Source organism: Pseudoalteromonas sp. MelDa3 (assembly GCF_002863625.1).
Taxonomy (GTDB): Bacteria; Pseudomonadota; Gammaproteobacteria; order Enterobacterales; family Alteromonadaceae; genus Pseudoalteromonas; species Pseudoalteromonas arctica.
In genome coordinates this window covers 1-12,563 of sequence record NZ_PJBR01000063.1, presented here as the reverse complement: position 1 = coordinate 12,563, position 12,563 = coordinate 1, and the positions used below count along the sequence as shown (strand labels likewise).

At 40.4% G+C, this 12,563-nt stretch carries 7 protein-coding genes; all 7 read right to left on the bottom strand.

What is annotated here, in order from left to right; translation table 11 throughout:
• Window positions 1-42 precede the first annotated feature (42 nt).
• Window positions 43-1,578, bottom strand: a complete 1,536-nt coding sequence (locus CXF89_RS12415) for a glycogen synthase (protein WP_121954774.1) — start codon at window positions 1,576-1,578, stop codon at window positions 43-45.
• An 81-nt stretch (window positions 1,579-1,659) separates the two neighbouring features.
• The gene (gene glgC, locus CXF89_RS12410) at window positions 1,660-2,961 is read right to left on the bottom strand and encodes a glucose-1-phosphate adenylyltransferase (protein ID WP_121954773.1); all 1,302 of its coding nucleotides are present in this window, start codon (window positions 2,959-2,961) and stop codon (window positions 1,660-1,662) included.
• A 14-nt stretch (window positions 2,962-2,975) separates the two neighbouring features.
• Complete coding sequence (locus tag CXF89_RS12405; protein WP_121954772.1) at window positions 2,976-5,513, bottom strand: glycogen/starch/alpha-glucan phosphorylase; 2,538 nt, start codon at window positions 5,511-5,513, stop codon at window positions 2,976-2,978.
• Window positions 5,506-7,569: a glycogen debranching protein GlgX gene (glgX, locus tag CXF89_RS12400; RefSeq protein WP_121954771.1), complete on the bottom strand. Its 2,064-nt coding sequence runs from the start codon at window positions 7,567-7,569 to the stop codon at window positions 5,506-5,508. Before glgX ends, CXF89_RS12405 begins: the two co-directional genes overlap by 8 nt.
• Window positions 7,562-9,769, bottom strand: a complete 2,208-nt coding sequence (gene glgB, locus CXF89_RS12395) for a 1,4-alpha-glucan branching protein GlgB (RefSeq protein WP_121954770.1) — start codon at window positions 9,767-9,769, stop codon at window positions 7,562-7,564. Before glgB ends, glgX begins: the two co-directional genes overlap by 8 nt.
• Window positions 9,770-11,764: a 4-alpha-glucanotransferase gene (malQ, locus tag CXF89_RS12390; RefSeq protein WP_121954769.1), complete on the bottom strand. Its 1,995-nt coding sequence runs from the start codon at window positions 11,762-11,764 to the stop codon at window positions 9,770-9,772. It abuts the gene before it with no gap.
• Between the two features lie 9 nt (window positions 11,765-11,773).
• Complete coding sequence (locus CXF89_RS12385; RefSeq protein WP_121954768.1) at window positions 11,774-12,076, bottom strand: isoamylase early set domain-containing protein; 303 nt, start codon at window positions 12,074-12,076, stop codon at window positions 11,774-11,776.
• Between the last annotated feature and the right edge of the window lie 487 nt (window positions 12,077-12,563).

Sequence of the window (12,563 nt, the reverse complement as noted above, 5' to 3'; positions counted from 1 at the left end):
AGCAGGTACATTTGTCACTAAACTTTAAAGTACAGCAACGATTTACCGGTATAAGGTTGTTATATAATCAGTTGCCACTTGTGGCCACGAAAAACGCATTTTCTCTGCGCTGTGCTTAATTTTATGCCACTTTTTAGGATTTTGCTTTTTAATTAAGAGAGTTTCGTCTAAACAGCTAATTAAATTACTCGTTTGCGTTGCTAACGTATCTCCATTAAAGCTAAAACCATTTTCGTGGTGTTTAACTGTATCTTTTAATCCGCCAACACTGTGTACTAAACAGGGTTGCCCGGCACGCATTGCTAGCATTTGGCTAATCCCACAAGGTTCAAACGAGCTTGGCATTAAAAATAAATCACCTAGCTGATACATTAAATCGCCAACACCTTGACCATAACCCTTCAAAAATAAAAGATTAGAATTACGCGCCATTGCTTTGGTAAATATGCTTTCGAGTTCTTTGTCGCCCGAACCTAAAACAATGAGTCTGCCGTTATATTCATTAATAACTTGGCACACTTTATCAATAGCTAATACTCCATTAACCTGCTGGCACAATAACAACACTTTTTGCTCTGTAAGTCGGCCAACGCTTGTGACTAATGGGCCATTATTAATCGTTGCTTTAAATTGCTGTAGTCGTTGGTGGGCAATATAGTAACCGCTTTGTAACTGCTCGCTATTTGCCATCCAAGTAAATAAAGTGTTCTCGGCTTGGCTGTAAAAATCAGCGAGAGTTGCTCCTTCAAGTGCATTGCTTGGATATTCGCAGCCATTTAAAATACCGACAAGCTTACCTTGGCTTGCTGCATTTTGCAGATCTTGCTCAAGCCCTTCGCCACCAAAAAAACCATGCTCGTAATTACTAGGTTCAAGAACCTCTTGGCTGTAGGTTGGTGATACAACATGTATTTTATCGCAAAGATTTATTGCACTGCGCATAGGATTAAAGCAATGAGGGTAACGCGGGTCGCATAGTTGCTGGCCATTATAACTAAGTGACGGAAACCATGCCTCTAAGCTTGAGTCGTCGTGTTTAAAAGGTCTTATACCTTGCAGTGCAATATTATGCACCGTGTAGGCAATGGGTAAGGTATTAAGTGAGCTATAATGTGGCTCAAACTTAAGTAAAACTGCAACGCAGGCGCTGTGCCAATCATGTAAATGTAGCGCTGTAGGGCGCTTTAATACACCTTGTAATAATGCTTCGCAGACAGCTGCATTAAATAAAGCAAATTTTGTCGCATCAGTTGCAAAAGGCCTCCCCGGTGCATCGTTACAATATACACTACCTGATTCACTAAATAGCGGGTGGCTAATAACAATTTGGCTTACATTATTTTGGGCTTGTTGTACTTTAAAAACTTTTAATACATGCGGTTGAGCATTAAATGCAACGGTTACTTCACCTATATAAATACGCTCAAGAGGCTCAAACCCGTAGTCAGGAATAACAACGTCAACCGTTATACCTTGCTTTGCGAGCGCCCTTGGGGCATCGCGTACTACATCTGCCACACCGCCTACTTTTGCGCCTGGTAACGCGTCATTTTCTGCTGCAACCATTAATACATGCATTAATTTACTACTTCCTTTAACCTGTGTGGGCTTGCTCATAAATGAGCAAGCTTTGTTGTCGTGCTTAATATTTAACGTGTTTTACGCTAGCTTTTTATTCTCACGCGCTTGGCGCTCTAACTTTTTTGCAAGCTCAGTGAGCATATCACGAGTAACAAGAACGATGCCTTTCTTAGATACCCTAAAGCCGTTTTCTTCATCTGTTTTTTTGTCAAAACCGATTTCGAGACCTGCCGGTATTTCACAGCTTCTATCTATAATCGCACGCTTAATTTTACAACCTCGATTTATAACCGCACCGGGTAAAATTACCGACTGCTCAATGGTACAAAATGAGCGAACGTGGACATTAGAAAACAAGAGTGACTTTCTAACCGCAGAGCCCGAAATAATACACCCACCCGACACGGTTGAGTCCAAGGCCATACCGCGTCTATCATCGTCATCAAAAATAAACTTAGCAGGTGGTAGCTGCTCTTGATATGTCCATATTGGCCACGTTGGGTCATATAAATCAAGTTGTGGCTCAGGCATTACCAATTCCATATTAGCCTCCCAGAACGAATCTAGGGTACCTACATCACGCCAATAAGGTTGCCCTTCTTGATTTGGATCTCTAAATGGGAACGCAAATACATTATGCTCTTCTATAATCGCTGGAATAATATCGTGACCAAAATCTCGGCCAGAACCTTCATTCTCAGAATCTTTTTTAAGTTGCTCAAACAAAAATTCAGTATTAAAAATGTAGTTTCCCATTGATGCTAAACATGTACCTGGCTTGCCAGGTACGGAGCTAGGCATTGCTGGTTTTTCATCAAAACGACACACTCTGTTTTCTTCATCAACGGTCATTACACCAAACGTGTCTGCGGCTTCCTCTACGGGCACTTCAATACAACACACTGTCATATCTGCACCCTTTTGCACATGTTCAGCCAATAAAGCACCATAGTCCATACGGTACACATGATCTCCAGACAAAATCATCACATATTTAGGAAGCTCGTGACGAATAATATCTATGTTTTGAAAAACAGCATCTGCGGTTCCACAATACCAATCATCACCTTGGCGCTGAGATGCAGGTAGTATTTCAACCGACTCTCCTAGCTCTTTTTTAAAGTGCCCCCACGCGCGGTTTACATGGCGTATTAATGAATGCGATTTATATTGTGTAGCAATACCAACACGTCTCACACCCGAGTTAATACAGTTTGATAGTGGAAAATCAATAATTCGATGTTTACCACCAAAGTAAACTGCTGGCTTTGCTCGCCAATCGGTTAGCTCATGCAGGCGAGAACCGCGTCCGCCTGCCAGTATTAACGCGTAAGTTTCTCTGGTTAGGCTACTTATGTAGCGATTTGCATAATTGGGCATAATACTCTCTCCATTTAGTCTAGGCTGTTAGTGGCATGGCTTTTAGTTGTCGTTAAGTCTGTTTCACTAATATTGAGGGGTTCTAAATGCCAAATGTCTTCACTGTATTGGCTTATGGTTCTATCACTTGAAAACATTCCACTGGCTGCTGTATTTAAAATACTCATTTGTGTCCAGTAGGTCTGATCTGCGTAAGCTTTATCAACTTCTTTTTGAGCTGCTACATAACTTTCAAAATCGTGCGCAACAAGCCATGGATCGTGCGGGCTCTTAATTGCATTTGTAATATCGTCAAATAAGCATGGTTCAAACAAGTTAAAATGGCCGCTTTCGAGTAGTTGCATTACATTATTTAAATCGCTATTTTGTGCGATTAAGTGCTCAGGATTGTAACGCGATTTAATATCATCAATTTGATGAGCTTGTGCCCCAAACAAAAAGAAGTTGTCTGCACCAACGGCGTCTCTAATTTCAATGTTTGCACCATCGAGCGTGCCTATCGTCAATGCACCATTCATCATAAACTTCATGTTGCCAGTACCAGACGCTTCTTTGCCTGCGGTAGATACTTGCTCTGACAAATCGGTTGCAGGACAAATCACTTCCATAGCGGTTACATTGTAATTAGGTAAAAAGGCGACGCGTAAATACGGGGCCGCTAACGGATCTTTATTTATAACCTCTGCCACGTTATTAATAAGCTTAATAATTTTTTTAGCCATGTAATAACCCGGTGCTGCTTTACCGCCTAATAACACACAGCGAGGAACAAGCCCTTGGGTATCACCACGGCGAATACGGTCATATAAATGAATCACATGAAGTATGTTTAATAGCTGACGTTTGTATTCGTGGATACGTTTTACTTGTACGTCAAACATCATCGATACGTCAAAATCAACATCGCAGCGCGCCTTAACTAAATCAACTAAACGCTGTTTGTTTTCGCGTTTAGCATTTTGCCATTGCCCATGAAATGCTTTGTCGTCGTAAAAGCGACGTAGATCGCTAATTGTTGAAAAGTTTTTAACCCAGTCATGACCAATTTTTTCGCTGATTAATTTACTTAAAACGGGATTACAATGTGCAAGCCAACGTCTTGGTGTAACACCATTTGTTTTGTTATTAAACTTATCTGGCCAAAGCGCGTAAAACTCTTTAAATAAACCCGCTTTTAACAGTTCGGTATGCAGTGCTGCTACGCCATTTACAGAGTAACTACCTACAATGGCTAAGTAAGCCATACGAATTTGCGGCTCATCGCCCTCTTCAATCAACGACAATGCACGCTGTTTATTAACATCACCCGGCCATTGCTGTGCAACTTGTGCTAAAAAGCGTGCGTTTATCTCGTAAACTATTTCTAAAATGCGTGGTAATAATTTTGAAAACAACGAAACAGACCACTTTTCGAGCGCTTCAGGAAGTAGCGTATGGTTTGTGTAGGCCATTGTTTTAGTAGTGATTTGCCAAGCATCGTTCCAATCAAGTTCGTAATCATCAATTAAAATACGCATCAGCTCTGCAACAGCAATACTTGGGTGTGTATCGTTTAACTGAAAAACATGAAAATCAGCAAAGTCGCTAAAGTTCTCGCCATGTTGGGAAACCCACTGATCAACTACGTCTTGAATACTCGCAGATGATAAAAAGTATTGTTGGCGCAATCTAAGCTCTTTACCATTTTCGCTGCTGTCGTTTGGATACAGCACCATGGTAATTTGTTCAGCTAGGTTTTTTTGTGCGACGGCTTCTGAGTAACTGCCTGCATTAAATTCGGTCAAATTAAATTCATCTGTCGCTTCTGATTTCCATAAGCGTAGCGTATTTACAATATTGTTTTTATAACCTGGAACAGGTACATCGTAAGGGACAGCTAATACATCTTGTGAACTCATCCATTGACGATGCTCTCGGCCGAATTTATCTGTGTAACTTTGCACGTAGCCGCCAAATTTCACACGTTTTGCATGCTCTGGCGCGCTTAGCTCCCATGGGTGCCCTTCGCGCAGCCAGTTATCTGGTTGCTCAATTTGGTTACCATCTTTAATGGATTGGTTAAACATGCCGTATTCGTATCGTAGGCCATAACCAATGACAGGTAACGCTAGACTTGCACAGCTATCTAAAAAGCAGGCAGCTAGGCGGCCTAAACCACCGTTACCTAAACCTGCGTCGTGCTCGGCATCTTCAAGCGTTTCTACTGTTGTGCAGTATTCTTGTAATGCAGCAGCAACTTGGTCGTCTAAATCTAGGTTTAGTATTGCATTACCCAGCGCACGTCCCATTAAAAATTCAAGAGAAAGGTAAGCCGTTTTACGGCGTTTCTCTTGCTTAATTTGTTGATTCGTTTCTCTGCAGCGGGCAACAAGTCTGTCGCGAATAGTCAGCGCTAAAGCATGGTATAAATACAGTCTTGATTCGCCGACCTTATCGCGACCTAGGGTATAATAAAAATGCCGTGTTAAGTCATCTTTAAGCGTACTTTCATCTATAACAGGACCTTCTTGCCAGCCCTTTACTACACACACTTGTTCACTTTGTTTAGCCATGACTTACATCCTCTAAATTAGCACTAAAAACCCAACTACTTTGTGCTGAAATTTCAACCATCGCATCTTCATTACTACTCACAGATGCATTATTTACACTTGATAAAACCATTTGCCACGGCGCATTAATAGGCGAAGGCGGCATTTGGCAAAAAACTGTTTTTTTACTGGCATTAAATACCATCAGTAATGCATGATTGTTTTGCTTATCAAGTAAGCTATACATTAAAAACTGTCTGGTATCTTCGTGCCAATGAGCGTCGGTCATGGTTTTACCTTGTTCGGTAAACCACTTAACGGTAAAACGCTCGTCTATATCATCTAAAAATACACTGTGTTTGAACGCACTGTGCGCGCGTCTAATTTTTAAAGCATCATCAATAAATCGTGTTAACGAATGATTAAGCTGAGAATCTTTCCAGGCAAGCCAGCTAGTGCGATTATTTTGGCAATAAGCATTATTATTACCCCCTTGAGAGTGCGCCATTTCGCTGCCAGCGGCAATCATGGGTACACCTTTTGAGAGTATCAAAGTAAGTAAAAAGTTCTTTTGTTGTTGCAAACGCAGTGCGTTTATTTTTGAGTCACTGGTAAAGCCTTCTACTCCACAGTTGAACGAGTGATTTGCACTGTGCCCATCTCTGTTTTGCTCACCATTAGCTTCGTTATGTTTTTCTTCATAACTCACTAAATCGGCAAGCGTGAAACCATCATGACTCGTTATAAAGTTAATGCTATTAAGCGGTCCACGTTGGCTGTGCTCAAAAATATCAAACGATCCATGCAAACGTTTTGCAACGTTGGCAATTATGCCCGTTTCACTTTGCCAAAAACGTCTAATTACATCGCGGTATTGATCGTTCCATTCTCGCCATGGCGGCGGAAATGCCCCAAGCTGATAGCCACCAGGACCTATATCCCAAGGCTCACTTATTAGCTTAACCTTATTAAGCACAGGGTCTTGGGCTACTGCTTGTAAAAAAGTATGCGCAGAGCTAAAGCCTGCTTTTGAGCGCCCTAAAATGGTCGCTAAATCAAACCTAAAACCATCAACCCCCATTACCTCAACCCAATAACGAAGGCTATCAAGTACAAGTTGCAGTGTTTTAGGGTGATCAATATTTATGGTATTTCCACAGCCGGTATCGTTTATGTATACATTAGGCTGACCCTCCACTGTGCGGTAATACGCTAAGTTATCAAAGCCTCTTAGCGATAATATAGGGCCATCGGCCCCAGCCTCTGCTGTATGGTTATAAACAACATCTAAAATAACTTCTATGTCGGCAGCATGAAGCTCGCGCACCATTTGCTTAAACTCGTTTATATCGTCGTTTACTAAATAGTCTCTATGGGGGGTAAAAAAGTTAAGCGTGTTATAACCCCAATAGTTTTGCAGCCCTTTTCCTGTTAAAAATTGCTCACTAATAAAAGAATGAACAGGTAAAAGCTCAACTGCTGTAATGCCAAAGCTTTGTAAATGCTCAATAAAGCTTGGGTGGCTTAACCCTAAAAACTTTCCTTGTAGAGATTTAGGTATTTTAGGATGACGACACGTTGTGCCTTTAACATGGCACTCGTAAATAACCGTGTTTGACCAACGGTGGTTTGGCTTTTTATGCGCATACAACGTAGGGGGTGCTACTTTTGACTTAGGTATATCAATCGCATTATTTACGGTGCTTTTAGTGCCAATTGGCATTTGCCCATAATGGCGTTCGCTCCATGTAAACTCACCAAACAAGTCTTTTGCGTATGGGTCTATCAGTAGTTTATTTTCGTTAAATAGTTGACCATTTTTAGGGTTATATTCACCCTCAACTCTAAAGCCATAAAGTGCGCCGGCGCTTAATGGCGAAATATGAATACTCCAAATACCCCCTTCGTTAATATTCATCGCCATTTTTAGAATTTCTGAATGGCCACTTTTATCAAACAAACACACATAGGCTTGGCTTGCACCTGGCGCATAAAGCGCGAAGTTAACCCCATTATTAATAACACTAGAACCTAGCGGTTCTACATTACCGGGGGCTACATCAAATTGGTTACTCATCATCAACCTTTTGTAAGTAAATAGTTGTTAAGCCACCAATGGCAATTGAAATACTGTGTTTAAACCCATGATTTGATTCATTTATAGCGTGAACTATCTGCGATGAATCTTTAGTTACCTCAACGCCAGAGCCAAAAAACTGAGTATCGTCTGTATTTAAAACAACTTTATAACGCCCTTTACTCGGTACGCCAATAACGTAGTTTTCATAGGACGCGGGGGTAAAATTGGCAATAACAACCACAAAGTCTTTTGCGTTTTTAGCATAGCGAACAAAGCTCAAAATGCTCTGCTGATTATTATTGTTATCTATCCAGGTAAAACCAGCCGCGCTCGAATCTAGCTCATACAACGCGGGTTGGTTTTTATAAACGGTATTGAGCGCTTTTACGGTGTGCTTTATACCGCTGTGGCTTTGGTGCTCAAGTAAATGCCAATCGATAGAATGATCGTGTCCCCACTCTTTTCGCTGTGCAATTTCACCGCCCATAAACAAGAGTTTTTTACCCGGATGTGCCCACATAAATGCGTAGTAAGCGCGTAAATTAGCAAATTTCTGCCAATCATCGCCTGGCATTTTTTCAATTAACGATCCTTTACCATGGACTACTTCATCGTGGCTTAATGGCAATATATAGTTTTCACTAAAAGCGTATACCATCGAAAAAGTCATTTCGTGATGATGATGCTGACGGTATAAAGGGTCGTGCTGCATGTAATGCAAACTATCGTTCATCCAACCCATATTCCACTTATAGCCAAAGCCTAAGCCGTTGTGCTCAACACTTTGGGTGACACCCGGCCACGCTGTTGACTCCTCAGCCACCATCATAATGCCTGGGTTGTTTTTATAGCTGCGCATATTGACTTGCTTTAGGCACTCAATTGCACCTAAGTTTTCGCGCCCGCCATAACAATTAGCAATCCACTCGCCTTCTTTTCGGCTGTAATCTAAATACAACATAGAGGCTACGGCATCTACACGCAGACCATCTAAACCAAATTGATGTAACCAATACATAGCATTTGAAATCAAAAAGCTTTTAACTTCAGGGCGGTCGTAGTTATAAATGTAGGTATTCCAATCAGGATGAAAACCTTGGCGCTTATCGGCATGCTCATATAAATGAGTGCCATCGAATCGATGTAAGCCATGCGGATCGCTTGGAAAATGCCCAGGCACCCAATCAAGTAAAATACCTAAATTAGCTTTGTGGCACTGCTCTACAAAGTATTTAAAGCTGTTGTAGTCGCCAAAACGGCTGGTAGGTGCAAATAAACCAACAGGCTGATACCCCCACGAACCATCAAACGGGTATTCACTTATTGGCATAAGTTGCAGGTGGGTAAAATTCATTTCAAGGGCGTAGCTAACGAGTTTGTCAGCAAGCTCTATGTAACTTAAATAGCGGTTGTTTTCAGCGCGTTGCCATGAACCTAAATGCACTTCATAAATACTAATTGGCGCATCAATATGATTACGCTTTTGTCTGTTTTGAAGTGCCTGAGCGCCGAGCGTTATAGGTTCTGGTTTATACTGCAGTACACTTGCAGTACCCGGTGCTTGTTGCATTTTAAATGCATAGGGGTCGGCTTTTTCGAGTACTTCTCCACTTTGGGCGGTAATTGCAAATTTGTAGCACATGTCGGCTTTAAGGCCTGGTACGAATAACTCCCATACACCACTTGCAGGATGAAAACGCATAAAATGGCGATTAGCTTGCCAAAAATTAAACTCACCAATAATAGAGACACTTGCAGCATTAGGCGCCCATACACAAAAGCGCACGCCCTCTACATTTTGTTGAGTGCTAAAATGTGCACCAAAATGAGAGTACGCATGTTCAAGGCTGCCTTCGTTAAATAAATACATTGCCTCTGCATCAAGTGTGCTTTCAAAGCTGTATTCATCATAAAAGGTAGTGCTGCTATTTGTGTACTGAGCAATGCATTGATAAGGCGCAGTGGGCAGCGCATCAACTTTGACTATAAATAAGTCACTTTGTTTATAGCGCTGCGCCTTAATACTTTTATTATTTAATGTAACACTCACACTTATTACACAAGGTAAGTAAAAACGAATTTCAACCTCAACATCCGTTTTATGTGCCCCTAAAAAGCTAAATGGGTCTTTAAATCGTCCTGTATTTAATGCATGCACCTGTGCATCGTAACTATTTTCATTAGTTGTACTGCTCATTTAACCTTTCCTTATTGAATCGATAGCAGCTAAAAGTGAGGCATTTTTGGTAAAAATTTCTTCACTGGTATGCGTTAATACACGTCGCCAATTAGGATATTCTTTGTCTGTCCCGGGGATATTAACCGGATATTTCTGCTCATCTAAATCATCTATTTGAATTGCAAATAGACGCGATTGAGAACCTGCCAAACACAATGCTAGTGCGTTATATACTTCGACTGAATTACTATGTAATAAAAGCTCGGTTGTATTGGTATGGCGATTAATAAATCGTAGTATCCTATGCTGCTCTTCTACTCGTTGTTGCTTTAATTGCTCGTATTCACTGCAAGTTATAAGCTTGTATTGTTGCTTAATATTTAAATCAGCATGCTGCCACCAACCTGTAAAAGGCGGTACATCATGATTGGCTATCATTAACAAACACTGTGCTGCTAGCTCATCTGTCGATAAAAACTCACCACTGTGTTGTTTTTCAAAATAAAATAAGCTGTTAGAAAAAATACCGCTAGATGCCAAAGCCTGCCTTACCTCTGGCGGCACAACGCCTAAATCTTCTCCAATAACAATACTCTGATTAATATGTGATTCAATTTTTAAAATGGCGAGTAAGTGCTCAAACGGGTAGTAAACATAACAGCCATCTTGTTCACCATTGCTTTCAAAGCACCACCATAGGCGCCTAATAGCCATTACGTGGTCAATTCTAAGTCCACCTACATTTTGCATGTTTGCGCGAATGAGCGAGCGATAGAATTGGTAGTGATTATTACTAAGACTTTGAGGATTTAGTGCTGGAAGCCCCCAGTTTTGACCAGCTTCGGCCCATGGATCTGGTGGAGCACCTACACTTGCACCTTGGCTAAACAGTGGCTTTTGATTTTTAAACTCGGCCCCATCACCCGCACAACCAACAGCTAAATCATTGATTAAGCCAATAGCCATACCTCGCTCTGCACAACTTTGTTGACACAGTGCCAATTGCATATGCGCTTGCCACTGCAGGTAATAATCAAATGTTAGGTTATCTGATTCGAGGGTATTTAACGTAGTAGAATGAGTATTACAAAAATCAGTAAACGCTTGGCGACGCTCATCACTTGCCGTTAATTCAAACTGATTATAAAGCGCTTCAAATAACGCATACTTTATACGGCTTACATTTTCATAATCTATAAATTGATCATTACTTTTTATAAGTGTAATTACGTCGTCTTGTTGCATGAGGTCATGTAGAACTGCGTTATTTTGTGCGTCTTCGCTTAATACTATAGAAATATAAAGAGGGTTTAATAAAGCCCGACTACTAGGGCTATAAGGGCTTGCACGCTCTGGCATATCAGCAAATAACAAATGCAGTGGATTAAGTAATATGTAATCCATATTTTGCGAGCTGCATAATTTTGTAAGCGTTAGTAAATCGTCAAAGTCGCCAATACCTAAATGCGCTTTATTTTTTAATGTGTAAAGCTGAATAGATAACCCTGTGCGCTTTGTGTCTTCAACTTGATAGACTTGCTCAGGCACACACCAAAGTTGCGTAATTGCATGCTGTTCACCTACTTGAACATTAGCGTCATGATAGCCAATTGGCATAGTTTCTATGGGTAGTGCCAGCTCAATATAGCGAACGCCGTGTAAGTAATATTCACCTGTAACTGCCAAATTATAAAGGTTCTCAACCGCTATATTCATCCCAAGAGAAGGGACATTAATGTTGGCGGCTAAATACTGCTGACGTTCGTCTATACGAAGCTTTAAAGCGCATTTTTTTTGGTCAACTAAACTCACGCTGGGTACTAAATCCAGCCAAAGCGATGCATCTAAATCATAAGTTAGTTGAGTTATTTCGGCTTCGTTATTTGTATCAACACCACAACATTGCAAAGCACGTTTACGCGTGTCTTCGCTAAAAAACACCTGTTCACCTGTATACCTAGTGAATTCAAAGCCAATACCATGCAGGTAAAACAACTGCGAAAGAGCATCCATTGAATCGCCTTAATTAATGCGTTGAGTATTTACTATGCTGTTTTCTGTGCCAAATGTATTGCCAATATAACCATCAGCTTGGTGGTCGTTATCCCAAATGTCTCCATTTATTAAATAACGAAAGTGAAATTGTTGATCGATAGGTAAGCGTTGCTTAAATCTAAACACACCTTGTTTTTTATTAAGCTTCATTGGCACAGGTTGCCAATCATTAAATTCGCCTAATAAGCAAACTTCTTCAGCCTCAGGATGAGAAAATTCAAAGGTTACTTCAGCTTCATCTTTTGTTTTAAAAAAACGTTTATTCAACATAGCAGGCTCCAACTAAACCAAAAAGGGTACTTAATCTTTGCCACAGGCCATACAACTAAACAAAAAGGCGATGTGGATTCCATTCAAAATCATTAAACACGTTGTAAGTTAACCAAAACTTTATTTACGCATTATTACAGTGCAACAATTCATTTTTTCTGCACTTAAAAAGTGCGGTTAGTATATAAACAATCTTTTTTAAAAAGCTCAGTAGTACAGAGCAATATTTGAACCAACTAAGCGTACATCACATATTATTTATTTAATCGAATTTAAAGTTAAATAATCCAAAAGTATTACCTAAATTTATAAAATTCTTTTGTTCTGTACTTTCATCAGCGATAATACACAGCATCTTAATACTCTGAAATATCATAATTTTCATGTTGAAAAAAAGCATTTTAATAACTATAGCCATCGCCTTTTTAATAATAGCCTCACTTGTTGGTTCTTCAATCTATACCCTTTATAGTAAAAAAGAAATCTC

Excerpts from the sequence above, each read along its gene's own strand:
- CXF89_RS12415 (WP_121954774.1), bottom strand. The coding sequence starts at position 1,578 with ATGCATGTATTAATGGTTGCAGCAGAAAATGACGCGTTACCAGGCGCA.
- glgC (WP_121954773.1), bottom strand. The coding sequence starts at position 2,961 with ATGCCCAATTATGCAAATCGCTACATAAGTAGCCTAACCAGAGAAACT.
- CXF89_RS12405 (WP_121954772.1), bottom strand. The coding sequence starts at position 5,513 with ATGGCTAAACAAAGTGAACAAGTGTGTGTAGTAAAGGGCTGGCAAGAA.
- malQ (WP_121954769.1), bottom strand. The coding sequence starts at position 11,764 with ATGGATGCTCTTTCGCAGTTGTTTTACCTGCATGGTATTGGCTTTGAA.
- CXF89_RS12385 (WP_121954768.1), bottom strand. The coding sequence starts at position 12,076 with ATGTTGAATAAACGTTTTTTTAAAACAAAAGATGAAGCTGAAGTAACC.
- glgB (WP_121954770.1), bottom strand. The coding sequence starts at position 9,769 with ATGAGCAGTACAACTAATGAAAATAGTTACGATGCACAGGTGCATGCA.
- glgX (WP_121954771.1), bottom strand. The coding sequence starts at position 7,569 with ATGAGTAACCAATTTGATGTAGCCCCCGGTAATGTAGAACCGCTAGGT.